The following is a 24,371-nucleotide window of genomic DNA, read 5'->3' as shown; positions in this document are numbered from 1 at the left end:
AAATATGACTGAAATTACCAAAGAAATCGTTGCCGAGCATGGCCTGACCGAAGGCGAGTATGAAGAGGTCCTCAGGATTCTCGGCCGGACGCCGAACCTGACGGAACTCGGAATCTTCTCCGTGATGTGGAGTGAGCATTGCTCCTATAAATCCTCCAAAAAATGGCTGAAAACCCTGCCCACAGAGGCACCCTGGGTGATTTGCGGGCCCGGCGAGAATGCCGGCGTCATCGATATCGGTGATGGGCAGGCAGCGATTTTCAAGATGGAAAGCCATAACCACCCCTCCTTCATCGAGCCCTACCAGGGCGCGGCGACCGGGGTTGGCGGGATCATGCGCGATGTCTTCACCATGGGCGCGCGCCCCATCGCCAATATGAACGCGCTGCGCTTCGGGCGGCCGGATCATCCGAAAACCGGGCATCTTGTCTCCGGCGTTATTGCCGGGATCGCGGGGTATGGGAACTGCATGGGTGTGCCGACGGTCGGCGGCGAGACGAATTTCCATGCCGCCTATGATGGCAATATCCTCGTGAACGCGATGACGGTGGGCCTTGCCGAGACGAAAAAGATCTTCTATTCCGCCGCCGCCGGTGTCGGCAATCCGGTTGTCTATGTCGGCTCCAAGACCGGGCGGGACGGTATCCACGGCGCGACCATGGCCTCCGCCGAGTTTGACGATGACAGCGAGGAAAAGCGCCCCACGGTTCAGGTGGGCGATCCGTTCACGGAAAAGCTCCTGCTCGAGGCCTGTCTCGAGCTCATGGCGACCGATGCGATCGTCGCGATCCAGGATATGGGCGCGGCGGGCCTCACCTCCTCATCCTTCGAGATGGCGGACAAGGGCGGCGTCGGCATCGAGCTCAACCTCGATCATGTGCCGATGCGCGAGGAAGGCATGACTCCCTATGAAATCATGCTCTCCGAAAGCCAGGAGCGGATGCTGATGGTCCTGAAACCGGGCCGCGAAGAGGAAGCGCGCAAGATTTTCGAGAAATGGGAGCTCGATTTCGCGGTCATCGGCAAGGTGACCGATACGGGCCGGATGGTGCTCACCATGAACGGTGAAGTGGCCGCCGATCTTCCCGTCGCGCCGCTTGCCGATGCGGCGCCGGAATATGACCGGCCCTGGACAAAAACCGAGCCGCCCGCCGTCATCAGGGCAGAGGATGTCGCCGCGCCCAATGATCTTGGCGAGGTTCTGCTCAAGCTCATGGGCTCCTCCGAGATTGCCAGCCGCAAATGGATCTGGGAGCAGTATGACCATATGGTCATGGGCGATACCATCCAGCGGCCCGGCGGCGATGCGGCCGTGGTCCGTGTCCATGGCACCAAGAAGGCACTTGCCATCACCACCGACTGTACCCCGCGCTATTGCTATGCCGATCCGGAGACCGGCGGCGCGCAGGCCGTGGCGGAGGCCTGGCGGAATATCACGGCGACCGGCGGACAGCCGCTTGCCATCACCGACTGCATGAATTTCGGCAACCCGCAGCGGCCCGAGATCATGGGCCAGTTCGTCGGCTGCATCAACGGCATGCGCCGCGCCTGCACGACGCTCGATTTCCCGGTGATTTCCGGCAATGTCTCGCTCTATAACGAGACCAACGGCACCGGCATTCATCCGACCCCGGCCATCGGCGGCGTCGGCATCCTCGCGGATTATGCGAAGATGACCACCCTCGCCTTCAAGTCGGAGGGGGATGTGGTGCTGCTGCTCGGCGATCTTTCCGGCGAGATGGGCCAGTCGCTGTATCTTCGGGAAATCGAGGGGCGTGAGGAAGGGGCGCCGCCACGGGTCGACCTTGAAAAGGAACGCAAGCATGGCGACTATCTCCGCGAGATGATTAACCGCGGGCATGTGACCGCCGCCCATGATATGTCCGACGGCGGCCTTGGCGTTGCGCTTGCCGAAATGGCGATTGCCGGCAATATCGGCGCGTCGATCCGGCTCGAGACAGCCATTCCGCCACACGCGGCCCTGTTCGCCGAGGATCAGGCCTGTTATGTCATCACCGTCAAACCGGAGAATGTCGAACTGGTCCGGGGATTGGCCCTTGCCGACGATATTCCCCTACACATTATTGGAACGATCGGTCATACTGAATTGAAAATCGAGGGCTGCCTTACCATATCCGTAAATGACTTACGGGATGTACATGCAGGATGGCTGCCTGCCCTCATGTCTCGTCCGGGCAGCGAATAGGAGTTTTGGTCCATGGCAATGGATGCGAGTGAAATTGAACGGCTCATCAAGGAAGGCATTCCTGATGCAACAGTGGAAATCACGGATTTGCGCGGCGATGGCGATCATTACGCGGCCATGGTGACCTCCGCGAGTTTTGCCGGTCTGCCACGGGTCCGCCAGCACCAGATGGTCTATGACGCGCTGAAAGGGAATATGGGCGGGAAGCTGCATGCGCTCGCCCTGCAAACCTCCGTGCCGGACGGCCAATAGTCAGTTCTAACATTAAAAAGGATCGATAAATGCTTGATCAAGTAACCAAAGATCGAATTTCCCAGGAAATCGGCGGCAATGATGTCGTCCTGTTCATGAAGGGATCGGCCATCTTCCCGCAATGCGGATTCTCCGCAACGGCGGTTCAGATCCTCTCCCATCTCGATGTCAAATTCAAAGGCATCGATGTATTGAGCGATCCCGCCATCCGCGAAGGCATCAAGGAATACAGCCAGTGGCCGACCATTCCGCAGCTTTATGTCAAGGGTGAGTTCGTTGGCGGTTGCGACATCATGCGCGAAATGTTCGAAACCGGCGAATTGCAGGGAATTCTCGACGAGAAGCAGGTCGCCCGCGCCTCCGCGTGAGCGGTCGCCCGGTTCACCTTCCGGCTTGTTGTGAGGCCTGATGATGCAGCGGTTGCTAATCGCGCTCATCGCCCTGTTGCCCGAATCCTTTTTCCGCCTCTGCTACGGATTGAAACCCGTGGTCATCGACGGGCAGCGGCTCGACAGCAAGGCCCGGCTGCTCTGCGATATCGATCGCAAGACGGCGACGCCGGTCCGCGACACCCCGGTCGAGACTACCCGCGCCAATATGGAGCGTCTGGCGGGCGCCCTCGCGGGCAAGCAACCCCCGCTCCAGTCCACTGAGGATATTGAAATTCCGACCGCCGCAGGCCCTCTTCCCGCGCGGCTCTACCGGCCCACGGCGGACCCGTCCCTTCCCGTTCTTGTCTATTATCACGGCGGTGGCTATATCCGCGGCTCGATCGCCAGCCATGACGGGCTCTGTGCGCGGCTGGCGCGGTATGGCGGCTTTGCGGTCCTCTCCGTTGATTACCGGTTGGCACCGGAACATAAGTTTCCTGCCGCCGTTGACGACGCGATAACGGCTTTTGACTGGGCCGTCCAGTATGGCGCGGACCATGGCCTTGATCCCGAAAAGGTTGCTGTGGGCGGCGATAGCTCGGGCGGATGTCTCGCGGCGGCGGTGGCGCAGCAGGCCAAGGCGCGGGGCGGCGCCCTGCCCGTCTTCCAGATGCTGCTCTATCCGACGCTGGATGCGCATTTGTCCGCCGACAGCTACAAGCTGTTCGAAGAGGGCTATTTCCTGACCTACGACCGTATTCGCGATTACCGGGACATGTATCTCAATACTGCGGCGGAACGGGATGATGTTCGTGCCTCCCCGCTCCTTAATCCGGACCTGGCGGGATTGCCGCCGTCCCTGATCATCACCGCCGGCTTCGATCCCTTGCGCGACGAGGCCGAAAGCTATGGCCGGGCGTTGCAGGCGGCGGGCGTGCGCGTCGGCGCCGTCCGGTACCCGAGCATGGTGCATGGCTTCATGTCGATGACGGCGCTGCTGCCGCAGGCCGACAAGGCGCTGCGTCAGGCGGCGGAGGCATTGCGTCACGCCGTCAGCGGCGAGTAATTAATCAGGCCGCATCCTCTTCGCCGCCGACCCGCTGGGCCAGCGCCGCCGCGAGATAGTCATCAAGATCGCCATCGAGCACGCCCTGCGCATTGCCCTTCTCGACCCCGGTGCGGAGGTCCTTCACCATCTGGTAGGGATGCAGCACATAGGAGCGGATCTGGTGGCCCCAGCCGATATCCGTCTGGCTGTCGCGGGTTTCCTGCGCCTCGGCCTCGCGCTTTTGCAGCTCCAGCTCATAGAGGCGCGATTTCAGCATCTTCATCGCCTCCGCCTTGTTCTTGTGCTGGGAACGGTCGTTCTGGCACTGGACGACGACATTCGTCGGGATATGGGTGATGCGGACCGCCGATTCCGTCCGGTTGACATGCTGTCCGCCGGCGCCGGAAGCGCGATAGACATCGATGCGGAGGTCCTTGTCGTCAATCTCGATATCGATATCGTCATCGATCACCGGATAGACGCCGACGGAGCAGAAGCTGGTATGTCGGCGGGCGTTGGAATCAAACGGCGAGATGCGCACGAGGCGGTGCACGCCGCTTTCCGTCTTGAGCCAGCCATAGGCATTTTCGCCCGCCACCTCGATGGTGACGGACTTGATCCCTGCCTCTTCCCCGGCGCTTTCCTCCAGCACCTTGACCTTGTAGCCATGCTGGTCGGCCCAGCGCATATACATGCGCAGCAGCATTTGCGCCCAGTCCTGCGATTCCGTGCCGCCCGCGCCGGAATGGATTTCGAGATAGCAATCATTGGCATCCACCTCGCCCGAAAGCATGCTCTCCAGGCGGCGGCGGTTCACTTCAGTGAGTAAGGATTTGAGCGCGGCTTCGGCATCGGCGAGGGTTTCCTCATCCTCCTCCTCCTCGGCGAGGTCGATAAGGTCGCAATTATCGGTCAGTTCCTGCTCGATCCGGTTATAGGCCGCGAGCGCGCCGTCAAGGCTGGTCCGCTCGCGCATCATCGCCTGCGCCTTGGCGGCGTTGTTCCACAGATCAGGATCCTCGACGAGGGCGTTCAGCTCCTCCAGGCGGCGGGTTGCGTTGTCCCAGTCAAAGATACCTCCTCAGCAAGGCCATGCCCTGCTTGATCTCATCAACTAACGACTGGTGTTCTGCACGCATTCTTCGCTCCAACGACTGTAAAAATTCTGGCGGGAAGGTAATCCGAAAAAGCCGATCAGTAAAGACCGCCCGTGCCGGAGCGGATCGTCTTGTCGGGAACGGTGCCGGTGGCGGCCGGCGCGAAGCTGCTGTCGGATCCGTCCAGCACGCCATTGCTGGTCAGGCGGCTGGTCGAGGTCTTGAAGGCCTCGAGGATGACATTCCTGTCGCCCCGCTGGGCCGGCTCGCCCGTTTGCTGGTTGACACGGACAAGGCGGATGCCCTCGGGCACACGGAACGGGGTCGCCGGCTGATCCTTCAGGGCCTCCATCATGAAGTCGCGGAAGATCGGAACGGCGACGGAAGAGCCGGTTTCCTTCTTGCCGAGGCTGCGCGGCGTATCGAAACCGACATAGACACCGACGGCAAGGTCCGGCGAGAAGCCCATGAACCAGGTGTCCTGGCTGTCGTTGGTCGTGCCCGTCTTGCCGCCGATGGGCTTGCCGATCGCATTGATGCGCACGCCGGTGCCGCGCTTGACGACCCCTTCCAGCATTGAGACGATCTGGTAGGCGGTGGTCGCCGGCAGGATCTGCTCGCGGTCATCGGGAAGCTGCGGCTCTTCCTGATTGTTCCAGGCCTCCACATTGCAGGCCTCGCAGGCCCGCTCGTCATGGCGGTAGATGGTCTTGCCGCGCCGGTCCTGCACGCGGTCGATCATGGTCGGCGTGATCTTCTTGCCGCCGTTCACCAGTTCCGCATAGGCTGTCGTCAGCTTGAGCAGCGTCGTCTCCCCCGCCCCGAGCGCCATGGAGAGCGTCGGCATCAGGTTGTCGGTAATGCCGAAGCGATGCGCATAGTCCACCACCGGTTCCATGCCGATGGCACGGGCCAGGCGCACGGTCATCAGGTTCCGCGATTTCTCGATGCCGAGGCGGAGCGTGCTCGGCCCGTAAAAGCGGTTCGAATAGTTCGACGGTTTCCAGCGCTCGCCATTCGGCTGGGTCAGCACGAAAGGCCCGTCCATCACCTTGTCGGCGGGCGTGAATCCGTTATCGAGGGCGGCGGCATAGACGAAGGGCTTGAAGGCCGATCCCGGCTGGCGGTAGGCCTGCACGGCGCGGTTAAACTCCGAGGCTTCCGGGCTCCAGCCGCCGACGATCGCATGCACGCGCCCCGTATGCGGGTCCATCGCGACGAGACCGCCGGAAATCTCCGGGATCTGTTCAAGGGAGAACAGCTTGTCCGTGGCTTTCGCGTCCTCTTTCGGGGAGACAGCGATGATATCGCCGATTTTCAGCACGTCCGACGGCTTTTTAATGGCCGGACCCCGCTCGTCCACATCGATATAGGCGCGCGCCCATGTCAGATCCTCCAGCAGGATGCGCCCGGTGGAGGTGTCGGAAAAGCCGATGGTCGCCGCCTCGTCATCGAGTTCCAGCACGACAGCCATATACCAGTCGCCCAGCCCTTTCGGGCGGGGAAACTTGATCATCTTGACGGTCCAGTCCTCGCCCACCTCAATCGAGGAGAGCGGGCCGCGCCAGCCATGGCGGCGGTCATAGTCGCGCAGTCCCTCGCGGAGGATGCGCTCGCCGAGCTGCTGCAACGTCGTGTTCATGGTCGTTCGGACCGAAAGGCCGCCGTCATAGAGCGCCTTCTCGCCGTAAAGATCATAGAGCTCGCGGCGGACCTGTTCGACGAACCATTCGGCGCTGATCACCTCGGCGTCCCCACCCTTGCGCGCCAGCAGCGGCATCGCCAGCGCCTCGTCGGCCTGCTCCTTCGTGATGTAGCCATCCTCCAGCATGCGGCCGATCACATAATTCCGCCTATCGACGGCCCGCTCGGGATACTTAAAGGGATTGTAGTTGTTCGGCGCCTTCGGCAGGGCCCCGAGGTAGGCGGCCTCGGCGACCGTCAGCTTGTCGAGCGGCTTGTCGAAATAATAAAGCGCCGCCGCCGCCACGCCATAGGCGCGATGGCCAAGATAGATCTCATTGAGATAGAGCTCCAGCACCTGATCCTTGGTCAGCGCCCGGTTGATCCGGAGCGCGAGGATCGCCTCCTTCGCCTTGCGCTCATAGGAGACTTCGTTCGTCAGCAGCATGTTCTTGGCGACCTGCTGGGTAATGGTCGAGGCGCCGACCGGCCGCCGCCCGCGGCCGAGATTTTTCAGATTGGTGACAACGGCGCGGGCAATACCCTGAAAATCGACGCCGGGATGCTGGTAGTAATTCTGGTCTTCCGCCGCGATGAAGGCCTGCTTGACGATTTCGGGAATCGTCTCGATCGGCACGAACAGGCGGCGCTGATGGGCATATTCCGCGATCAGGCTGCCATCGGCGGCATGCACCCGCGTCATCACCGGCGGCTCGTATTTCGTCAGCTGGTCATATTCGGGCAGTCCGCGGCCGAAATGATACAGGCCATAGCCGATGGCTCCGACCCCGATGACCCCGAAAAAAATCCCGAGAGCGAGACAGAGAAAAAGAAATTTTGCGAAACGCTTCATAAGCTGACTAATCTCAAATTACATATTCAAATTGTGAATATAGAACAGAATTGGCAAATTTCAGGCAGAAATATTCGTTTTTTCCAATGGGCGGCCGATCGCGCCCCCGTTTTACGGATCGACCGTTTTAAAATACTTGTCCACCGCCGTGACGATCGCCTGCGCCAGCCGTTGCTGACCCTTGGCTGATTTCAGGATTTTCTCATCCTCGCGGTTGGACAGATAGCCAAGCTCCACCAGCACCGAGGGGACATCCGGCGCCTTCAGCACCCGAAATCCTGCGAAACGGTGCGACCGGCCACGGGTTTTCATGCCCGACTTGGCAATCTCCGGGGTGATCATCTCGGCGAATTTGACCGAGAAATTCATGGTTTCGCGCTGCGCCAGATCGATCAGGATGCCCTGCACGGTATCGTCCTGCGAGCTCAGGTCGACCCCGGCGATAAGGTCGGATTTATTCTCGCTCTTTGCCAGTTCCGCCGCCTCGTCGTCGGAGGCGTTCTCGGACAGGGTATAGACCGTGGCGCCGCGGAAATCCGGCCGGCTGATCGAATCGGCATGGATCGAGATGAAGAGATCCGCCGCCGCATGCCGGCCCACCGCAACGCGTTCGCGCAGGCTGAGGAAGGTATCGTCATCGCGCGTCATGATGACGTTGTACTTGTCGTTGCGGGCGAGGAGATCGCGGATTTTCTGTGCCACCTCAAGGGTGATTTTCTTCTCATAAACGCCGCTCTTGCCGATGGCGCCGGGATCGATGCCGCCATGCCCAGCATCGACAACAATCGTGTACTTCCGGCTCTCGGCGGGTGGCGGCGGCGCGACAAGGGCGATTTTCTGCGTTGCCGCCTGTTCCTTGCGTCGTTCCGCCAGTTCCTTGCGGAAGGTCCCGAAATCGGTTTCCTGGATATCGATAAAGAAGCGATAGGGCTTGCCCGACGAGGGCGGCAGCACGACGGTACGCAGGATTTTCACCGGCCCGCCGACATCGAGGACGACGCGGGAAGTATCCTTCTTGAACAGGCCCCAGCGGTAATTCTCGACGATGCCCTTCTTCCGGTTGTCGCTCTCCCCGGCAACCCAGTTGAGCTCCGGCAGGTCGATGACGATGCGGTAGGGATCGGCGAGCAGGAAAATATCGAATTCCGGCGCCGCGCTCATCTCCATGACGAAGCGCGTCCTGTTGTCATGCTGGCCAAGCCGCACGGAAGACACGTCAATGACGGGCGCCGCGATCGCCGCTGCCGACAAAAAAAGCCCCGCCGTCACCAGGCAGACCGTCAGGGCGGGTCGGAAAAAGCGATTGAACATATCCATATCCGGATCACAAATTTTCTACGCTACGAATTTTACGGCCCAGGGCCGCCGAACGGGCCTAAATTAGCGGCTTCGCGTCCGGTAATCAATGCGCGTGGTCCGAATAGTGTGAATATTTTTGACAGGGCGTCATTATTCACTTGGTATGTCGGAGAGAATGGCGCTATCATATACGCGTGAGTTCCTGTGGTCAGTTCCATGCTCATATATATGAGACAGGGCGGCGCCGTTTCCGACAGCTTTTGTAGGCATTGAAAGATTTTCAATCCCCGGAGCGTCAGGCAGCAGCGCTTAAGACAATGCAGTGAAAATAGGTGAAACAGAAATCGTTCTCTGTCGTCAATGTCGATGACAGGTTCCGGCAGCCAGAAGCTCAGACCGCAAAAAAGAGGTCTGGAAAACGTTTTGTTCAGAAAAACGGGCGGCGCCGACGATTTCCACAGAAATAGGCTGTTACCCTTTATAACTCATACGGAGGGTATGCAGTCACGGAGCTGAAGTATGGCTACGCGTATGCTGATCGACGCGTCTCACGAAGAAGAGACTCGCGTCGTAATAGTAAGAGGTACCCGTCTCGAGGAATTTGATTACGAGACGGCATCAAGAAAACAACTCAAAGGCAACATATATCTTGCAAAAGTGACACGGGTCGAACCCTCGTTGCAGGCGGCCTTTGTTGAATATGGCGGTAATCGCCACGGCTTTCTCCCCTTCAATGAAATCCATCCCGACTATTACCAGGTGCCGATTTCCGACCGCGAGGTCCTGATCGAGCAGGAAGCCGCCGCCGAACGGGAGGCAAGCGACCGCGAGGAAGCGGAGATCGCGAAAAAATCCGGCAAGAAATCCGATGCTACCGCCGAAGACGAGGCAGACGCCGAACTGATGACCGACGCCGTCACGTCCGGTGACGAGGACGAGGAAGACGGTGTCGTTGACGACGTCGAGGATGCCGACGGCGGGCTCGAGGTTGTCGACAGCAGCGTCGATGATTATGTCGAGGCGATCGGCGGCGAGGACGATGTCGAGGATCGCCGCGCGGCACAGCCCCGGCGCAACTACAAAATCCAGGAAGTCATCAAGCGCCGGCAGATTCTGCTGGTGCAGGTGGTGAAAGAGGAACGCGGCAACAAGGGCGCGGCGCTGACCACCTATATCTCCCTTCCCGGCCGCTACAGCGTGCTGATGCCGAATACCGGCCGTGGCGGCGGGATCAGCCGCAAGATCAGCAACCCGGCGGACCGCAAGCGCCTCAAGAAGATTGCGGCGGAGCTGGACGTCCCGAAAGGGATTGGTGTGATTATCCGCACGGCCGGCCTCAGCCGCACCAAGGTCGAGATCAAGCGCGACTATGAATTCCTGATGCGGCTGTGGGATGATATCCGCGAGCTGACGCTCAAATCCATCGCGCCGTTCTGCGTCTATGAGGAAGCGAACCTCATCAAGCGCTGCATCCGCGATCTCTACAACAAGGAAGTCGGCGAAATCCTGGTCGAGGGCGATGAAGGCTACAAGGTGGCGAAAGACTTCATGCGCAAGCTGATGCCGAGCCATGCCAAGAAGGTGCAGCCCTACAAGGACAAGATCCCCCTCTTCCACCGCTTCCAGGTCGAGCAGCAGTTCGCCTCGATGTATAATCCGGAAGTGCAGTTGAAATCGGGCGGCTACATCGTCATCAACCCGACGGAGGCCCTTGTTTCCATCGACGTCAACTCCGGCAAGGCAACGCGCGAGCGTAATGTCGAGGATACGGCGACCAAGACCAATCTGGAGGCGGCGGAGGAAATTGCCCGGCAATTGCGCCTGCGCGATCTTGCGGGCTTGATCGTCATCGACTTTATCGATATGGATGATAACCGCAACAATCGCGCCGTCGAACGACGGATGAAGGACTGCCTGAAATCCGACCGGGCCCGCATCCAGGTCGGGCGGATCAGCCCCTTCGGCCTGATGGAAATGTCGCGTCAGCGTCTGCGGCCGAGCTTCCTGGAAACCAGCACCAATGTCTGCCATACCTGTGGCGGCTCAGGCTTTGTGCGCTCGATTGAATCGACGGCTCTTTTGATTATCCGCACCCTGGAAGAGGAGGGCGTTCGCGAACGCGTCGCCAAGATCACGGTAACGGTCCATACGGATGTGGCGATTTACCTGCTTAACCAGAAGCGCGCGGTCATTCAGGAGCTTGAGAATCTCTATGGCATGGCCATCGTCATCCTGGCGGATCCGACGATAAATCTCAATGATCACGTGATCGAGCGCGAGAAAGGCAAGCCCGGCGATCTTACACCTGTCTCCCGTGACGTGGCGGCCAGCTACAGCCCGACCAATATCGAGGACGAGGATGAAGAGGACGAGCGTCCGGCAAGAAGCGCCGACGAGGACGACGAAGGAACCGAGCGCAAGCGCCGCCGCCGTCGCCGCCGGCGCAAGCCTCGCGATGAAAATGCACCGCAGCAGGAGGCCACGCCGGCGGATAAATCCGAGGGCGAGCAGCCCTCCGAAAATGGCGAGGACGGCGAATCCGGTGAACCCAAACGCCGCCGCCGGGGCAAGCGCGGAGGCCGTCGCCGGTCCCGCAACGCCCATGCGGACGAGCAGCAAAGCTCGGAGGAGACGGATCGGCAGGATGAGGCCGCGGACAAGACCGAGGCCAGTGCAGATGCTGATACTGGTACCGAAACCGATACCGATGCCGGTACCGATGCGGTTGTTATCCCGATCGCCGTGAAAGACGGTGAGACGGCGGAACTGACGCAGGATGCTGAGGCGCCGGTTGCGGTGGACGCGGCCCCTGAGGAAGCCCCGGAAGTGGCAGAGAAGAAACCCCGCCGGTCCCGACGCAAGCCGAAGGCGGATGAGGCGGAGAGCGCTGAGGCAACCGCGGAAGAAGCGGCGGAAAAACCCAAGAGAGCGCCACGTCGCCGCAAGGCCGCAAAGACGGAAGAGGAAACGGCGGACGCCGCGCCCCAGCCTGAGGAAAAACCGGCCGACACTGACGAAAAGGCAGAAGAAACCCCTGCCCCGGCGGCGGAACCCGCTCCGGCTAACGCTCCGGCGGAGGCCCTCGCGGCGGACAAGCCCGTTTCCGTTACCCTGGTGACGGAAGAGGCGGCCGAGGAAGTCGTGACCGAGAAAAAGCCGAAGCGCAGCGGCTGGTGGCGGCGCGGCTAGGCACTTAATTTGAATGAGGTGGCGAAAAAGGGAGCTTAACGGCTCCCTTTTTTGAGGCCGGACCAGTCCTTGAGGCGGGCAATCGCGCCTTCAATGGTCGCCGTCGATCCGGCAAAGGAAAAGCGCACATAGCCATTGCCCCGATGCGGATCGAAATCAAGGCCGGGCGTCGCCGCAACGCCGGTCTCGTTCAGCATGCGGGTGCAGAAATCAACCGAATCATTGGTGAAGTCGCGGACATCCGCATAGACATAGAAGGCGCCGTCGGCGGCGGCAAACCGGGTGAGCCCGAGCTTCGGAAACTCCCGCAGCAGAATATCGCGGTTGCGGGCATAGACGCGGACATTCGCCTCCATCTCCTCCATGCAGTCAAAGGCGGCGACGGCCGCATACTGGCTGAGCGCGGGCGCCGAGATGAAGAGGTTCTGCGCGAGTTTCTCGATGCTGGCGACCAGATGCTCCGGCACGACCATCCAGCCGAGCCGCCAACCGGTCATCGAGAAGAATTTCGAGAAGGAATTGATGATGATGGCGTCATCGGTGAGCGCCAGCGCGGTGGTCGCCGGCTCCTCGTAACAGATGCCATGATAAATCTCGTCGGAAATGAACTGCAGTTTTCGCTCCGCGCAGTAATCGACAAGCGCCCCAAGCTCGTCATGGTGGATCATGGTGCCCGTCGGATTTGACGGGCTGGCGACCAGCAGGCCGTGGATGGGATCCTCGAGGCGGTCGATCAGCTCCGGCGTCGGCTGGAAATTCGTCTCCGCATGGCAAGGCAGGCCAACCGGCACGAGATCGAGCGACGTCAGGATATTGCGATAGGCCGGATAGCCCGGCTCGGCGAGGACAACCCCCTCCCCCTTATTGAAGGCGGACAGAAAGGTGAGCAGAAAGCCGACCGATGATCCGGTGGTGACGACGACGCGCTCCGGCGGCAGCTCGACGCCGTAAAAATCCTTGTAATGCCGGGCGATGGCGGCACGCAGCGGCGGAATGCCGAGGGCGTCCGTATAGCCGATCTGCTGGCGGTCCAGCGCCTCCTTCGCGGCGGCGATAACCTTCGAGGGCGCGCGCGTGCCCGGCTGCCCGACCTCCATATGGAAGACCTCCCCGCCCGCCTGCTCGCGCCTGTTGGCGGCCTTCAGGACTTCCATGGCGATGAAGGGACTGATCTCCCTGCCCTTGCTGCGGTTCATGCTCTTATCCTTGATCCGGGAATATCAGTTTTCGATCAGCGACAGGCCATAGCCGCGCGGATCATGGCGGGATCGGCAGTTATAGACCTTTCCGTCCCGGCAATAGATCGCATTGACCGAGGCGAGCCGGTCGACCTCCACCATGACCGGAAAGCTGCCTTTAAGCGCTGCCACATCCGCCGCCGGCATCGATGTTTCGTAGAGCAGCGGCAACTGGTTGCCCATGGTGAACAGGCGCGGCGCGTCGATGGCGGGTTCCAGGTTGCCGCCCTTGGCGAAGAGGCTGAGCCCCGTCGAGACCGACGCGACCGTTGCCGCCGCGCCGCCGGTCGCCGCGCTCGCGTAATAGAAGTCCTTGTTCGGAAGGTTGACCACCAACATGGGCGAGGTCATGAACTCGCGGTTTTCCGGCGCGAGGTTCCCCGCCATGACGATGCCGCTGATTTCCCCCATCTGGCCCGATCCGAAGGGAAAGCCGAGACCGACGACGCAGGCGACCGCGTTACCCTTGTTATCGGCAGTGACGAAGGAGGATATGCCGTGGCTGATGAAGGGGGAAATGGCCGTCTGCCGCGCAAAAACGGCGGCCGTTGCGGCGGCGATTTCGCTTTGCGGGATCGCCACATCGACGCCGAGGATGCCCTTGCCCTCGAACAGGGTTCGCCAGAGCTCGCGATAGACGTCGCCGGACGGCCCGGTGGAAACGCCGACCATATTGGTATCGACGCGGAATGTCTGGGCGTCGCGCCAGATCGGTTTGTAATTCAGCAGGTCCGACACCGTGATGGTTCCGCCGGCGATCCGCGCATCCTCGACGAAGGTGCGGGCCCAGTTGCCGTTATAAAAGGACGCCCCGCCCTCCGATCGTAGCGCTGAGAGCAGGCTGGCAAGCCGGATCTGGCGGATTTTTGCGCCCTCTGCCACAAACTCACCTTGTTTATCCATGAAAATGTTCTGGATGTTATAGTCGAGGATCAGCTGATCCTTGTTGAGGACCATGGCCATATGCTGGGCGCGCGAGAGCGGCTCGCCAAAGGCGGCAATCTGTTCCGCCGGGGCGAGAAGTTGGGACCATTCAAGCTTGCCGTAGCGGGCCTGCAGCGCGGCCATGCCGCGAATATTGCCGGGGATGGCGATGGCGCCGCCCGCGGCGGGAGCCTGATTGTAGAATTGCAGATTTTCGAGTTTGTTGGTCTCATTATGATAGACAATGCATTCCCCGCCGCCACCCATCGAGGCGGCCACCGGATAGGTCACGGCGAGCGTGAAATAGAGCGCCGCCGCCGCATCCGCCGCCGTGCCGCCGGAGGAAAGAATATCCTCCGCCACCAGGGTTGCGCGCGGTTCATCCGACGCCGCACCGCCGAGATTTCCCTCGACATTGCCGATTTCGCCAAGCGGCACGCTCGGCCCGCCGCACGCGGTAAGAAGGGCGGGCGCAATCACCGGGAGAAATAACAGGTGCCGTATCCATTGACGCGGCCCGCTACAGTTCCTAGTTTTAGGACGTGATAAAAGGAATTTTTTCTTGATTAAACGCATCTTAACGCCGGTATCCATATTTCTGGTCCTGTTACTCTCCCTGGAAGGGGCGGTTGCCAAACAGACGGCACCCTCCTTTATCCGTGACGCAGAAATTGAACATACCCTTCGCTCTTACGCAAGGCCTCTGTTCAGGGCGGCGGGACTGAATGGCGACGATGTCGAGATTTATATCATCAATAGCGGCGATTTAAACGCCTTTGTCGCGGGCGGCCAGCGGCTGTTCATGTTTCGCGGCCTGCTGGAGCGTGTCGAGACACCGGATCAGCTCAAGGGCGTGATCGCCCATGAAACGGGCCATATCGCCGGCGGTCATCTGGCGCGGACGCAGGATGCGCTTAAAAACGCCAATATCAAGAGCATCGTCGGCATGATTCTCGGCCTCGCGGCGGCGGCGGCCGGTGGCGGCGGCGCGGGCGCGGCGGTGGCCATCGGATCGCAGGACGCGGCAACGAAATCCTTCCTCAGCTACAGCCGGACGCAGGAATCCTCCGCCGACCAGGCGGCGATCACCTATCTCAACCGGACCGGCCAGTCCGGCCGCGGCATGGTCGAATTTCTCGATATCATCGGCCGGGGCGAATATCAGCCGCAGAACACCATCTCCTCCTACTACCGGAGCCATCCGGTCAGCAGCGAGCGTGTCGCCGCCCTCAGCCAGCGAGTCAATGCCTCCCCCTACAAGGACGTGCCGCCGAGCGATGAGGATGTCATTGCGCTCAAGCGCATGCAGGCAAAATTGTTCGGATTCACCCGGCCGCTTCAGAAAACGCTGCATAAATATCCGGTCAGCGATAACAGCGTCGAGGCGCGGTATGCCCGTGCCATCGGCTTCTTCCGCTATCCGGACCTGAAAAAGGCGCTTGCCGAGATCGACAGCCTGATCGCCGAATATCCGGCCGATCCCTATTTCCACGAGTTGCGGGGCCAGGCGCTTTATGAGAACGGCGATATCCTGGGCGCGCTTCCCTCGCTTGAGACGGCGGTGACGCTGGCACCGGGCGAGCCGCTGATCCTCTCCTTTTACGGGACGATCCTGAATGCGACGGGCGATCCGCTGGATTCGGAAAAGGCGATTGCGATCCTCAATGAAAGCCTGTCCTATGATCCCAACAACGGGCAGACCTGGGACCAGCTTGCCATTGCCTATAGCCGGACCGGCGATACCGGCATGCTCTCGCTGGCCAGTGCCGAGAGGTCATTGCTGGAGGGGGAATATCAGAAGGCGGCGTTCCATGCCGAACGGGCGCAGGATTTCTTCAAGATCGGCAGCCCCATATACCTGCGCACGCAGGATATCATCACGATCGCCAATCAGGCGGCGGCCGAAGCCGCCCGGAACTGATCCGGACGGCGTATTTCGGGAGCTTCCAGCCTATTTCTGGCTTTTCAGGAGATCGCGGATTTCTTCGAGGAGAACCTCCTCGCGCGGCGGTGCCGGCGGCTCTTTCGGTGCTTCCTCTTCCTTGGGCGTCAGGCGGTTGATCTGCTTGATCAGGAGGAAAACCGCAAAGGCGACAATTACGAAGCTGATCACCGTATTGATAAAGGCGCCGTAATTGAGGGTGACGGCCCCCGCCTCTTTCGCCGCGGCCAAGGTGGCATAGGTTCCGCCGGAAAGCGTGATGAAGAAATCGGTGAAATCGACACCGCCCAGCAACAGGCCGATCGGCGGCATGATAACGTCATCGACCAGTGATTTAACAATAGTGCTAAATGCAGCACCAATAATGATACCGACGGCCATGTCGACAACATTGCCGCGCATGGCGAATTCTTTAAATTCCTTCAGCATTGACTACCCCCAACTCTAATAAGTATATGCGCTTACTCCTACTATTTTACGGGATATTGCGCTGATCCCCGCTGAATTAACTATAATAGACTTTGAAAATTGCACAATCTTGTTTATTCAGGCGCCCTTCCTATGCCCGAAGGCGTCCGGAGCAAAGTTCACAGGAAAGTTTATTTGATTTCGCGATGCCATGCCCCATAATCGGCGAAATTATTCAAGGAAAGCAGGCAGATGTCCAAACCGCGAAAGCTCAGTACCGCCAGTATTCTCTCTCTTTGCGCCCTGATCGTGCTGATCGGTTTCGGCGCCTATCAGTATATGATGGCGAAGTCGGAGGTGACGGCGGATGAATTCGGCGCGCGGGTCCGCGCTTATCTGCTTGCCAATCCGCAGGTCCTGCGCGAGGTATTTGCGGAGCTCACCAAGCAGGAGAATGCGGCGGCGGAGAGGGATCGCAAGGAGCGGGTGGCGGCGCTTTCGGAGGATCTCAGGAATGACGGTTTCAGCTTCGTCGCCGGTAATCCCGATGGCGATGTGACGATCGTCGAATTCTTCGATTACCGTTGCGGCTATTGCAAGCGGAGCTTTCCCGATCTTATGAAAACCGTTGAGGAAGATGGCAATATCCGTCTGGTATTAAAGGAGTTTCCGGTCCTGGGCCCGGAATCGGTGCTGGCGGCGCAGGCGGCCATCGCCGCGGCCGGTCAGGACAAATACATGGAATTGCATCGCGCGATGATGAGCGTTCGAGGCGGCCTCACGCTTGAGCGGATCCTCAATATGGCGACGGATGTCGGGATCGATACAGAGAAACTGCAGACCGACATGGAGAGCGAGGAAACCCGCGCCGTCATCGAGAAGAACTACAGGCTTGCAAAAATACTGGATATCCAGGGAACGCCCGCCTTCGTCATCGGCGATGAATTCGTGCCGGGCGCGATTTCCCATACGGATATGCTCAAGTTCGTCGCGGCCGCCCGGGAGAAACCGGCGCCAGCCGCTGGCAGCGAGAGCTAGGGTTTTCGCCCCTCAGATCACGCCGCGGCGGATCTGGTCAAGCTCAATCGATTCGAAAAGGGCCTGGAAATTGCCCTCGCCGAAGCCCTCATTGCCCTTGCGCTGAATGATCTCGAAAAAGATCGGGCCGATGACATTCTGGGTGAAAATCTGCAGCAGCAGCCCCTGCCCCTCCGTCGGCGCGCCGTCGACGAGGATTTGCAGCTCTTTCAGCCGCGCCAGATCCTCCCCATGGTCCTTCACGCGCGCATCCACCTGCTCATAATAGGTGTCCGGCGTGCCCTGGAACAGCGTCCCGGCCGTCTTCATCTCGGCGACGGTCGTGTAGATATCATTGGTGCCGAGGGCGATATGCTGGATCCCCTCGCCATGATAGGCATTGAGATATTCCTGGATCTGCGACTTTTCGTCGGAACTTTCATTGATCGGGATGCGGATCTTGCCGCAGGGGCTGGTCATCGCCTTGCTCTTCAGCCCGGTCAGCTTGCCCTCGATATCGAAATAGCGGATTTCCCGGAAATTGAACAGGCGCTCGTAAAATTCCGACCATTCCGCCATGCGCCCGCGATGCACATTATGGGTCAGATGGTCGATATAGGTGAGGCCGGTGCCGTCCGGATGCCGCTCCTCCCCCTCGATGGGCAGGAAATCGACATCATAGATGGAGCCCTTGTCGCCATAGCGGTCGACGAGATAGATCAGGGAATCGCCGATCCCCTTGATGGCGGGGATATTGAGCTCCATCGGCCCAGCGTCGGACGCGACGACCCAGGCGCCAAGTTCCTCCGCCCGCTTGATCGCCTTGGCGGCGTTTTTCACCCGGAACGCCATGGCACAGGCGCAGGGCCCATGAATGCGGGCAAAGGACTGGGCGAAGCTGTTGGGTTCCGCATTGACGATGAAATTGACATCCCCCTGCCGGTAGAGCGTCACATCCTTGGAGCGATGCCGGGCCACCGGCCGAAATCCCATCGAGATAAAGAGTTTCCCCAAGGCCTCCGGGTCCGGCGCGGCATATTCGACAAATTCGAAGCCGTCCGTCTCCATCGGATTGTCCCATAAGTCAGCCATGTCGCTTACTCCCGTAAAAAAGTAGTTTCATTTGTAACTTTAATCCGTAAAATGGAACGGGTTCTGAACAAAGTCAAGGCCGTTTCGATGAATGACGTACAAAGAAATCTCCACCTGCCGAGGTTCCTGCCCTATCGGCTCACCAAGCTCTCGGGCGTCATCAGCCGCAGCCTCGCGGGGAAATATTCGGCGCTATTCGATCTGACGATCCATGAATGGCGGATCGTCGCGATCCTCGGCTCGGAACCGGGCCTGACGGCGCGGGAAATCGGCCCGCTTGCGTCCCTCGACAAGGTCAGCATCAGCCGCGCGGTCGAGAAGCTACACAAGGCGGGCCGGCTGGAAAAACGCACGCTCAAGGATGACCGCCGCTCCGCTGCGCTCTATCTCACCGCCAAGGGAAAGGCCGTTCTCGCGGACATCACCCCGCTCGCACAGAAATACGAGGATGACCTGCTTGCCGGTTTTACGCCGGAGGAGGTCGAGCAGCTCGATCATTTCCTCAACCGCCTCGATGCGGCGGCGGAGGCCCGGAAATAAGCCGCTTTTCCGTCTAGAAAGGCTCCAGCCGGCCGAATCCCGGAAGTTTCAACGCGAAATCATCGATATCAAAGCCGAGGGTGAGGCCGAGAAGATGGACCTCGACCCCCTCGACCGGGCTCAGGGCGAAGCCGCCCAGCCCGAGGATTGAAAACTGCACCCCCTGCCCGCTCACCGCGTTGCCGACGGGCATGCCGCCGGTGATGAAATCCTTGCCGATGGCGGTGGGCGGCAGGTCGAGCTCCAGTTCCGGCACCTCGCGGCCGATATGGGCGATGAAGCTGTTGGAATTGGGCCCCGGCCAGACGCGGTATTCATATTTATGCGGATACTCGGTGATCACCGTTTCGATGCGGGTGATCAGCGCCTCGGCCTCCGCGCCCGTCACCTCGGCGAGGATCTCCGGCGTATTGCCGAACCAGTGATTATCGGGCCGGCCGCGGCTTTGCACCAGCGCATTGCCGCCGTTCCGCGCGCGCCAGCCGATCACCTCAAAGCGCTCGTAAGCCGCCGCGCCCTCGCGTTTCATGGAAATCCATGTATGGATCGCGAAATTGCCGCGCCAGCCCCAGGTCCGCGCGCCGAACACCTGGATAATAGCCTCCGGATGGGTCTCGGGCGCGGGCGACAGTCCGCTCGCATCCCGCCGCGCTGATGACCAGTGCCGCCCCTCGGCGGCATTGCCGAACGCCACCGACAGCATCTGCGGCAGGCCGAACAGCACCACCGCGCAGAAAATTATGAGAATACCCCGTTTCGCCGCCTTCATACCACCCCTTATACCGCACCGCACAATCCGATACTATAAGGATAAGGCGTCTATCCGCGAAATCAATCCTGCGCGAGGCGTTAAAAAAAGAGCGTCAGACGACGGCAGAAAACACATTCATCGACTAATTTTCACGATTGCTTTAAACTCCTGTCATACTTCTGTATAAGGGGGCGGTCTGGCCGGTGGCGGGGGTGCTGCGGGCCGTGGGGAGAGTAGTTGGAGTGCCCATGGGGAAATCAGTCTTAGTCATCAACGGTCCGAACTTGAACCTGCTCGGCAAGCGCGAGCCGGAGATTTACGGATCCACGACACTCACGGATATCGAGGCGCTGACCCGCGCCCATGGCGGCGAGATCGGCCTCGAGATCGAGTTTTACCAGAGCAACAGCGAGGGCGAACTGGTCGATGCCATCCAGGGCGCCGCCGGACGTCATCACGGCGTCATTCTGAACGCCGCGGCCTATACCCATACCTCCGTCGCGATCCATGATGCGATCAAGGCCTCCGGCCTGCCGGTGATCGAGGTGCATCTCTCCAACGTCTTTTCGCGTGAAGAATTCCGCCATCACAGCTATATTTCGCCGGTTGCCGCTGGCGTTATCTGCGGATTTGGGGCAAAAGGCTATGTGCTAGCCCTCGATGCGCTTGCCGACATTATCAAATAGAGTAACCGAGACTTGGACATTATGAATAAACTCAATATCGACAAAAAGGCGATCCGCGAGCTTGCCGAGATCATGAACGAAACCGGCCTTGGCGAGATCGAGATCGAAAATGGTGATCACCGTCTGCGCGTCTCGCGCGGCTCCTCCGCCTCGCCCGTCGTAACCGAGACGGTCCAGGCGGTCATGCCTGCCGCCGCCGCGGCACCGGTCGCCGCCCCGGCCGCCCCCGACGCGGGCAGCCATCCGGGCGCCGTGAAGTCGCCGATGGTCGGCACGGTCTATCTCTCGCCGGAACCGGGGTCCGCGCCCTTCGTGCGGCCGGGCGACACGGTGAGTCAGGGGCAGACGCTGCTGATCGTCGAGGCGATGAAGACCATGAACCCGATCGCCGCCCCGAAGGCCGGCAAGGTCGTCGAGATCCTGGTCGACAACGAAGAGCCGGTGGAATACGGTCAACCGCTTGCCATTATTGAATAAGCGATAAATAGTCCGATGTTTGAAAAAATCCTGATTGCCAACCGCGGTGAAATCGCGCTCCGTATCCATCGCGCCTGCCGCGAGATGGGCATCAAGACGGTTGCCGTCCATTCCTCCGCCGATGCAGATGCCATGCATGTGCGCCTCGCCGACGAGAGCGTCTGTATCGGTCCGCCGAGTTCGGCCCAGAGCTATCTCAATATCCCCTCCATCATTGCGGCGGCGGAAGTGACCAACGCCGATGCCATTCATCCCGGCTACGGCTTCCTGTCGGAGAATGCGAAATTCGTCGATATCGTCACCGCGCATGGCATCAAGTTTATCGGCCCGTCGGCGGATCATATCCGCATGATGGGCGACAAGATCACCGCCAAGGAGACCATGCGCAAGCTCGGCGTTCCTTGCGTGCCGGGATCGGAGGGCGAGGTCGAGACCCTTGCCGATGCGGAACGCGAAGCCGAGAAAATGGGCTATCCCGTGATCATCAAGGCCTCTGCCGGCGGTGGCGGGCGCGGCATGAAGGTGGCGGTGGATAAGGACGCACTGTCGGAGGCTTTCTCTTCCGCCCGCTCCGAGGCCAATCTCGCCTTCGGCAACGATGCCGTCTATATGGAGAAATATCTCAGCGGCCCGCGCCATATCGAAATCCAGATCCTCGCCGACGGCAAGGGCAATGTGGTGCATCTTGGCGAGCGCGACTGCTCGCTGCAGCGGCGGCACCAGAAGGCGCTCGAGGAGAGCCCCTCGCCCGCGATCAATGACAAGCTGCGCAACCGCATCGGCAAGACAGTCTCCGACGCCATCCGCGACATGAAATATGAGGGCGTCGGCACCATCGAATTCCTGTTCGAGAATGACGAATTTTATTTCATCGAGATGAACACGCGCCTGCAGGTCGAGCATCCGGTGACCGAAATGATCACCGGCCTCGATCTCGTCCAGGCGCAGATCAATGTCGCGGCGGGCCATCCGCTGAAACTGAAGCAGGAGGATATCCGCTTCTCCGGTCATGCCATCGAATGCCGTGTGACGGCGGAAGACCCGAAAACATTCGCCGCGAGCCCGGGACCGATCAACGAGTTCCATGCGCCCGGCGGCCTTGGCGTTCGCGTCGACAGCGCGCTCTATACCGGTTACAACATCCCGCCCTATTACGACAGCCTGATCGCCAAGCTGATCATCCATGCGGGAAGCCGGGAGGAATGCCTGCTCCGGCTCAACCGCGCGCTCGAGGAATTCGTCGTGACCGGGATCAAGACGACGCTGCCGCTGCATCAGGAAATCATCCATGACCCGGACTTTATCCGCGGCAAGTATGATATCCACTGGCTGGAGAAATTCATCGCCTCGCGCTAGGCTGCCATGACCTCCCTGACCGCCGATACGATCCTCGCCGCCTACCGCATGGGCATTTTTCCGATGGCGGACAGCGCGGAGGATGACGAGCTTTTCTGGGTCGAGCCGGAGCGGCGCGGCATTTTCCCGCTCGATGACTTTCATGTGCCGAAGCGGCTTGCGAAAACCATCCGCCGGATGCCCTTCGAGGTGACGGTGAACACGGCCTTTCGCCGCGTCATGCGCGAATGCGCCGCGCCGCGGGGCGAGGATAACGGCACCTGGATCAATGACACCATCCTTGAGCTTTATGGCGAGCTGCATGACCGGGGCTTCGCCCATAGCGTCGAATGCTGGAAGGATGGCGAGCTTGTCGGCGGCCTATACGGCGTCGCCTTCGAGAGCGTGTTCTGCGGCGAGAGCATGTTCACCCGCGTCACCGACGCCAGCAAGATCGCCCTCGTCTATCTGGTCGCGCGGCTGATCCATGGCGGTTACACGCTGCTTGACGCGCAGTTCATCACCCCGCATCTGGCGACCTTCGGCGCACGCGAGATCAGCCGCGCAGAATATCTCGTCCGCCTGAAGAATGCGCTGCAAAGCGAGGGGAATTTCTATTCCTTGCCGGCGGGTTTGACCGGTTCGGAGATTCTGCAGTCGATCACCCAGACGTCATAGACCGGATGCTCGAGCGCGTTGATCGCCGGGCTTGAGGCGAACATCCAGCCGGTGAACAGGGTCAGGTTGTCGGCCCCCTGGTGAATCTCGCTAATCTCAAGAAAGGCGGAGGTTTCGGGCGTTTCCTCCGGCGGGCGCTTGAGGCATTTGCGCGGCCGGATCGCGATGGAGCCGAAGATCGCCGTCTCGTCGATCGGCACGAACAGATCCTTGGTCCGCGCCGTCACCTTGTCGAGCGCGCGGAGGACGACGATATCCCCCTCCAGCGGTTCCGCGGCGGCCGGCGCCACCGACATCAGCGGCACGGCGGCAAGCCCCGAGAGGGCCGCAAGGGCGGTCAGGAATAAATTCCGGGCAGAATGGCGGAGTAATGACAAAATGATCCCGGCCCGCTATTTCTTCGAACCGCCGCCGCTGCTGAAGATGGCCTGGGCGATCAGGTCCTGGATATTGACGGCCCCTTGCGTATAGGAAATGGTGCCACCGTCCTTTAGCATGTCTTCCGACCCGCCCGGCGTGAGCTGAAGATAGTTGTTGCCGAGCAGGCTGCTCGAGGTGATCTTGGCGGAGCTGTCTTCGGGCAGTTTGATATCCTCTTCCAGGCTGATCCGGAGGACCGCGCGGTAGGTCTTGGGATCGAGCGTCTGCGAGGTGACGGCGCCGACCTTGATTCCGCTCATCCGGACGTCGCTGCCGACGCTGAGCCCGTCCACATTGTCGAAGGAGGCGGTAAGCTGGATCCCGCCGCTTCCCGTATTGACGTCGGCCGTGCGATAGGCGAACACCAGGAAGATGGTGGCGAACGCCAGGACGACGGCGCCGATGACGGTTTCAACGATATTACTGCTCATTTAATCCTCCTCCGCCTCCGTCCGTGACCGGACGGGGAATTGGTTACGCTATCAGGGACGCCAGGCCTCGTAATCGCCGGTGCCTTTTTGCCGCTTGCCGCCCTTCACGATGGAGCCGCCGGGATGATAGGCGAAGTCCGTGCCGGTCAGGTTCGGCAGATGCTCCTCCTGCCAGGCGGCCGTCGGGAGGTCCTGCTGCTTGGGCAGTTCGTCCGTCGTGTAATGCAGCCAGATATGCCAGGCCGGCGGCACCTTCGAGGCTTCCGGACGCCCCTTATAGATGACCCAGCGGCGCTCGCGCCCGACCGGGCCGGTCGGCTTGCCTTTTTCCCGGTAATAACGGTTGCCGAACTGGTCCTCGCCGACCTGCTCGCCGCGCCACCATGTAAAAAGCCGTGTGCCAATCGTCGCCATGTCAATCTTCTCGCTGAGTA

At 60.5% G+C, this 24,371-nt stretch carries 23 protein-coding genes; 12 read left to right on the top strand and 11 right to left on the bottom strand.

The features are described 5' to 3' along the window. Positions 1-4: 4 nt before the first annotated feature. The 4 genes from purL to GQF03_RS00790 are packed head-to-tail and all read left to right on the top strand — an operon-like array spanning position 5 to position 3,895. Positions 5-2,206, top strand: a complete 2,202-nt coding sequence (gene purL / locus GQF03_RS00805; protein WP_161337289.1) for a phosphoribosylformylglycinamidine synthase subunit PurL — start codon at positions 5-7, stop codon at positions 2,204-2,206. A 12-nt stretch (positions 2,207-2,218) separates the two neighbouring features. Continuing rightward, a complete protein-coding gene (locus GQF03_RS00800) occupies positions 2,219-2,458 on the top strand; it encodes a BolA family protein (RefSeq protein ID WP_161337288.1) in 240 nt (79 codons plus the stop codon). Positions 2,459-2,487: 29 nt separating this feature from the next. Further along, positions 2,488-2,826, top strand: a complete 339-nt coding sequence (gene grxD / locus GQF03_RS00795; RefSeq protein WP_161337287.1) for a Grx4 family monothiol glutaredoxin — start codon at positions 2,488-2,490, stop codon at positions 2,824-2,826. Between the two features lie 40 nt (positions 2,827-2,866). Beyond that, on the top strand, positions 2,867-3,895 hold the full coding sequence (locus tag GQF03_RS00790; RefSeq protein ID WP_161337286.1) for an alpha/beta hydrolase: 1,029 nt from the start codon (positions 2,867-2,869) through the stop codon (positions 3,893-3,895). Positions 3,896-3,899: 4 nt separating this feature from the next. On the opposite strand, the gene prfB is transcribed toward GQF03_RS00790, so the two are convergent. The 3 genes from prfB to GQF03_RS00775 form a co-directional block, all read right to left on the bottom strand. Beyond that, positions 3,900-5,016, bottom strand: a protein-coding gene (gene prfB / locus GQF03_RS00785; protein WP_161337285.1) for a peptide chain release factor 2 whose coding sequence is annotated in 2 segments (ribosomal slippage) — positions 3,900-4,946 and positions 4,948-5,016 — 1,116 coding nt in all. Because the reading frame shifts where the segments join, the coding sequence is not laid out codon by codon here. Between the two features lie 55 nt (positions 5,017-5,071). After that, on the bottom strand, positions 5,072-7,510 hold the full coding sequence (locus GQF03_RS00780; protein WP_161337284.1) for a penicillin-binding protein 1A: 2,439 nt from the start codon (positions 7,508-7,510) through the stop codon (positions 5,072-5,074). Positions 7,511-7,621: 111 nt separating this feature from the next. Further along, the gene (locus tag GQF03_RS00775; protein ID WP_161337283.1) at positions 7,622-8,821 is read right to left on the bottom strand and encodes an N-acetylmuramoyl-L-alanine amidase; all 1,200 of its coding nucleotides are present in this window, start codon (positions 8,819-8,821) and stop codon (positions 7,622-7,624) included. Positions 8,822-9,328: 507 nt separating this feature from the next. Between GQF03_RS00775 and GQF03_RS00770 the strand changes: the two genes are divergently transcribed. Further along, a complete protein-coding gene (locus tag GQF03_RS00770) occupies positions 9,329-11,998 on the top strand; it encodes an Rne/Rng family ribonuclease (RefSeq protein WP_161337282.1) in 2,670 nt (889 codons plus the stop codon). Positions 11,999-12,033: 35 nt separating this feature from the next. On the opposite strand, the gene GQF03_RS00765 is transcribed toward GQF03_RS00770, so the two are convergent. Together GQF03_RS00765 and GQF03_RS00760 are read right to left on the bottom strand one after the other, a co-directional pair. Beyond that, on the bottom strand, positions 12,034-13,194 hold the full coding sequence (locus GQF03_RS00765) for a pyridoxal phosphate-dependent aminotransferase (protein ID WP_161337281.1): 1,161 nt from the start codon (positions 13,192-13,194) through the stop codon (positions 12,034-12,036). A gap of 24 nt (positions 13,195-13,218) precedes the next feature. After that, on the bottom strand, positions 13,219-14,598 hold the full coding sequence (locus GQF03_RS00760) for a gamma-glutamyltransferase (RefSeq protein WP_161337280.1): 1,380 nt from the start codon (positions 14,596-14,598) through the stop codon (positions 13,219-13,221). Between the two features lie 124 nt (positions 14,599-14,722). Between GQF03_RS00760 and GQF03_RS00755 the strand changes: the two genes are divergently transcribed. After that, entirely contained in the window at positions 14,723-16,081 is a 1,359-nt protein-coding gene (locus GQF03_RS00755) for a M48 family metalloprotease (protein WP_161337279.1), read from the top strand. 30 nt (positions 16,082-16,111) lie between these two features. On the opposite strand, the gene mscL is transcribed toward GQF03_RS00755, so the two are convergent. Beyond that, positions 16,112-16,531 (bottom strand): large-conductance mechanosensitive channel protein MscL, encoded by a 420-nt coding sequence (gene mscL, locus GQF03_RS00750; protein WP_161337278.1) that lies wholly within the window; start codon positions 16,529-16,531, stop codon positions 16,112-16,114. A gap of 231 nt (positions 16,532-16,762) precedes the next feature. Here mscL and GQF03_RS00745 point away from each other — a divergent pair, with 231 nt between their 5' ends. Then, positions 16,763-17,548, top strand: coding sequence for a DsbA family protein (locus GQF03_RS00745; RefSeq protein ID WP_161337277.1), 786 nt, complete (start codon positions 16,763-16,765; stop codon positions 17,546-17,548). 12 nt (positions 17,549-17,560) lie between these two features. Here GQF03_RS00745 and hppD read toward each other — a convergent pair whose 3' ends face one another. Continuing rightward, positions 17,561-18,619 (bottom strand): 4-hydroxyphenylpyruvate dioxygenase, encoded by a 1,059-nt coding sequence (hppD, locus tag GQF03_RS00740; RefSeq protein ID WP_161337276.1) that lies wholly within the window; start codon positions 18,617-18,619, stop codon positions 17,561-17,563. An 87-nt stretch (positions 18,620-18,706) separates the two neighbouring features. Here hppD and GQF03_RS00735 point away from each other — a divergent pair, with 87 nt between their 5' ends. Beyond that, positions 18,707-19,159, top strand: a complete 453-nt coding sequence (locus GQF03_RS00735; RefSeq protein ID WP_161337275.1) for a MarR family winged helix-turn-helix transcriptional regulator — start codon at positions 18,707-18,709, stop codon at positions 19,157-19,159. A 13-nt stretch (positions 19,160-19,172) separates the two neighbouring features. On the opposite strand, the gene GQF03_RS00730 is transcribed toward GQF03_RS00735, so the two are convergent. Continuing rightward, positions 19,173-19,928, bottom strand: a complete 756-nt coding sequence (locus tag GQF03_RS00730; RefSeq protein WP_161337274.1) for a DUF3750 domain-containing protein — start codon at positions 19,926-19,928, stop codon at positions 19,173-19,175. Between the two features lie 230 nt (positions 19,929-20,158). On the opposite strand from GQF03_RS00730, the gene aroQ reads away from it, so the two are divergent. From aroQ to aat, 4 genes are read left to right on the top strand one after another with little or no spacing between them, the layout of a single operon-like run. Next, a complete protein-coding gene (gene aroQ, locus GQF03_RS00725) occupies positions 20,159-20,596 on the top strand; it encodes a type II 3-dehydroquinate dehydratase (RefSeq protein WP_161337273.1) in 438 nt (145 codons plus the stop codon). A gap of 21 nt (positions 20,597-20,617) precedes the next feature. Continuing rightward, positions 20,618-21,073: an acetyl-CoA carboxylase biotin carboxyl carrier protein gene (gene accB / locus GQF03_RS00720; protein WP_161337272.1), complete on the top strand. Its 456-nt coding sequence runs from the start codon at positions 20,618-20,620 to the stop codon at positions 21,071-21,073. Positions 21,074-21,088: 15 nt separating this feature from the next. Then, positions 21,089-22,429, top strand: coding sequence for an acetyl-CoA carboxylase biotin carboxylase subunit (gene accC / locus GQF03_RS00715; RefSeq protein ID WP_161337271.1), 1,341 nt, complete (start codon positions 21,089-21,091; stop codon positions 22,427-22,429). A 6-nt stretch (positions 22,430-22,435) separates the two neighbouring features. After that, on the top strand, positions 22,436-23,086 hold the full coding sequence (gene aat, locus GQF03_RS00710) for a leucyl/phenylalanyl-tRNA--protein transferase (RefSeq protein ID WP_161337270.1): 651 nt from the start codon (positions 22,436-22,438) through the stop codon (positions 23,084-23,086). Here aat and GQF03_RS00705 read toward each other — a convergent pair. From GQF03_RS00705 to GQF03_RS00695, 3 genes are read right to left on the bottom strand one after another with little or no spacing between them, the layout of a single operon-like run. Next, a complete protein-coding gene (locus GQF03_RS00705; RefSeq protein ID WP_206376057.1) occupies positions 23,023-23,463 on the bottom strand; it encodes a DUF2155 domain-containing protein in 441 nt (146 codons plus the stop codon). The two genes, aat and GQF03_RS00705, sit on opposite strands and share 64 nt — an antisense overlap. A 15-nt stretch (positions 23,464-23,478) precedes the next feature. After that, positions 23,479-23,937 (bottom strand): outer membrane lipid asymmetry maintenance protein MlaD, encoded by a 459-nt coding sequence (gene mlaD / locus GQF03_RS00700; RefSeq protein ID WP_161337269.1) that lies wholly within the window; start codon positions 23,935-23,937, stop codon positions 23,479-23,481. Positions 23,938-23,988: 51 nt separating this feature from the next. Next, entirely contained in the window at positions 23,989-24,351 is a 363-nt protein-coding gene (locus GQF03_RS00695; RefSeq protein ID WP_161337268.1) for an NADH:ubiquinone oxidoreductase subunit NDUFA12, read from the bottom strand. Positions 24,352-24,371 lie beyond the last annotated feature (20 nt).

Origin of the sequence: Sneathiella chungangensis, assembly GCF_009882935.1 — a bacterium.
In the GTDB taxonomy this organism is placed as follows: Bacteria; Pseudomonadota; Alphaproteobacteria; order Sneathiellales; family Sneathiellaceae; genus Sneathiella; species Sneathiella chungangensis.
This window is presented reverse-complemented; position numbering and strand designations above follow the sequence as displayed.

Excerpts from the sequence above, each read along its gene's own strand:
- purL (WP_161337289.1), top strand. The coding sequence starts at position 5 with ATGACTGAAATTACCAAAGAAATCGTTGCCGAGCATGGCCTGACCGAA.
- GQF03_RS00800 (WP_161337288.1), top strand. The coding sequence starts at position 2,219 with ATGGCAATGGATGCGAGTGAAATTGAACGGCTCATCAAGGAAGGCATT.
- grxD (WP_161337287.1), top strand. The coding sequence starts at position 2,488 with ATGCTTGATCAAGTAACCAAAGATCGAATTTCCCAGGAAATCGGCGGC.
- GQF03_RS00790 (WP_161337286.1), top strand. The coding sequence starts at position 2,867 with ATGATGCAGCGGTTGCTAATCGCGCTCATCGCCCTGTTGCCCGAATCC.
- GQF03_RS00780 (WP_161337284.1), bottom strand. The coding sequence starts at position 7,510 with ATGAAGCGTTTCGCAAAATTTCTTTTTCTCTGTCTCGCTCTCGGGATT.
- GQF03_RS00775 (WP_161337283.1), bottom strand. The coding sequence starts at position 8,821 with ATGTTCAATCGCTTTTTCCGACCCGCCCTGACGGTCTGCCTGGTGACG.
- GQF03_RS00770 (WP_161337282.1), top strand. The coding sequence starts at position 9,329 with ATGGCTACGCGTATGCTGATCGACGCGTCTCACGAAGAAGAGACTCGC.
- GQF03_RS00765 (WP_161337281.1), bottom strand. The coding sequence starts at position 13,194 with ATGAACCGCAGCAAGGGCAGGGAGATCAGTCCCTTCATCGCCATGGAA.
- mscL (WP_161337278.1), bottom strand. The coding sequence starts at position 16,531 with ATGCTGAAGGAATTTAAAGAATTCGCCATGCGCGGCAATGTTGTCGAC.
- GQF03_RS00745 (WP_161337277.1), top strand. The coding sequence starts at position 16,763 with ATGTCCAAACCGCGAAAGCTCAGTACCGCCAGTATTCTCTCTCTTTGC.
- hppD (WP_161337276.1), bottom strand. The coding sequence starts at position 18,619 with ATGGCTGACTTATGGGACAATCCGATGGAGACGGACGGCTTCGAATTT.
- GQF03_RS00735 (WP_161337275.1), top strand. The coding sequence starts at position 18,707 with ATGAATGACGTACAAAGAAATCTCCACCTGCCGAGGTTCCTGCCCTAT.
- GQF03_RS00730 (WP_161337274.1), bottom strand. The coding sequence starts at position 19,928 with ATGAAGGCGGCGAAACGGGGTATTCTCATAATTTTCTGCGCGGTGGTG.
- aroQ (WP_161337273.1), top strand. The coding sequence starts at position 20,159 with ATGGGGAAATCAGTCTTAGTCATCAACGGTCCGAACTTGAACCTGCTC.
- accB (WP_161337272.1), top strand. The coding sequence starts at position 20,618 with ATGAATAAACTCAATATCGACAAAAAGGCGATCCGCGAGCTTGCCGAG.
- accC (WP_161337271.1), top strand. The coding sequence starts at position 21,089 with ATGTTTGAAAAAATCCTGATTGCCAACCGCGGTGAAATCGCGCTCCGT.
- aat (WP_161337270.1), top strand. The coding sequence starts at position 22,436 with ATGACCTCCCTGACCGCCGATACGATCCTCGCCGCCTACCGCATGGGC.
- mlaD (WP_161337269.1), bottom strand. The coding sequence starts at position 23,937 with ATGAGCAGTAATATCGTTGAAACCGTCATCGGCGCCGTCGTCCTGGCG.
- GQF03_RS00695 (WP_161337268.1), bottom strand. The coding sequence starts at position 24,351 with ATGGCGACGATTGGCACACGGCTTTTTACATGGTGGCGCGGCGAGCAG.